Genomic DNA, 1,198 nt, shown 5'->3' with positions numbered 1-1,198 from the left:
GGAGATTTCGCGTGCGCGACATGGTGGAGATCGGCATGGGCCGGACCGCCCGGCGTACTTACGAGCTGGACGACGTCGACATCGTCCCCTCGCGCCGGACCCGATCCTCGAAGCAGGTCTCGCTGGCCTGGCAGCTGGATGCCTACCGCTTCGAGATCCCGTTCCTCGCGCATCCCACCGATGCCCTGGTGTCGCCGGAGTTCGCCGTCGAACTCGGCCGGCTCGGCGGTCTCGGCGTGATCAACGGCGAGGGGCTGTGGGCGCGGCACGCGGATGTCGGCGCGAAGATCGATCAGTTGCTCGAGCTGGTCGGCAAGGGTGGCTACGAGCGCGCCGTTGCGCTGCTACAGGAGCTGCACGCCGCGCCGATGCAGCCGGATCTGCTCGCCGCCGCCGTCGCGCAGGTGCGCGCCGCCGGTGTCACCGTGGCGGTGCGGGTGAGCCCGCAGAACGCGCGCACGCTCACCCCCGCGCTGCTGCAGGCGGGCATCGACCTGCTCGTGGTGCACGGCACGATCATCTCCGCCGAGCATGTCGGCGACGGTGAGCCGCTGAACCTGAAGACCTTCATCGCCGAGCTGGACGTGCCCGTGGTCGCGGGCGGCGTGAGCGATCATCGCACCGCCCTGCACCTCATGCGCACGGGCGCGGCGGGTGTGATCGTCGGGTACGGCTCCTATCCCGGCGCCACCACCACCGGCGAGGTGCTCGGTATCGGCGTGCCGATGGCCACCGCGATCGCGGACGCGGCCGCCGCGCGGCGCGACTACCTCGACGAGACCGGTGGCCGCTACGTGCACGTCATCGCGGACGGTGACATCGCCACCTCCGGGCAGTTGGCCAAGGCGATCGCGTGCGGCGCGGACGCCGCCATGCTCGGGGTTCCGCTCGCACTGGCCGCCGAGGCGCCGGGTCGCGGCTGGTACTGGCCGTCGGCGGCCGCGCACCCGTCGGTGCCGCGCGGGTCGCTGCTGCACGTCGACGATCCCTGGGACCTGGGTGGGGAGCCGGTCGGCGACACCGTGCGCCCCAGCCTGGAGCGGGTGCTGTTCGGTCCGTCCGACGATCCGTTCGGGTCACTGAATCTCGTTGGCGGACTGCGGCGTTCGATGGCCAAGGCCGGTTACTCGGATCTGAAGGAATTCCAGCGGGTCGGCCTCAGCGTTCGCGCTTGAGCTGGGTCTGATGTGCAGCGCTG

Annotated in this window: 1 protein-coding gene; it reads left to right on the top strand. The window is 71.2% G+C overall.

Annotated elements, in window-relative coordinates:
• The first annotated feature begins 11 nt into the window (after window positions 1–11).
• A complete protein-coding gene (locus HOV91_RS39050) occupies window positions 12–1,175 on the top strand; it encodes a GuaB3 family IMP dehydrogenase-related protein (protein ID WP_174190183.1) in 1,164 nt (387 codons plus the stop codon).
• Window positions 1,176–1,198 lie beyond the last annotated feature (23 nt).

The sequence above is a fragment of the Nocardia barduliensis genome (genome assembly GCF_013315795.1).
Lineage (GTDB): Bacteria > Actinomycetota > Actinomycetes > Mycobacteriales > Mycobacteriaceae > Nocardia > Nocardia barduliensis.
The sequence above is the reverse complement of the archived record's forward strand: the minus strand, read 5'-3'. Positions and strand labels throughout refer to the sequence as shown.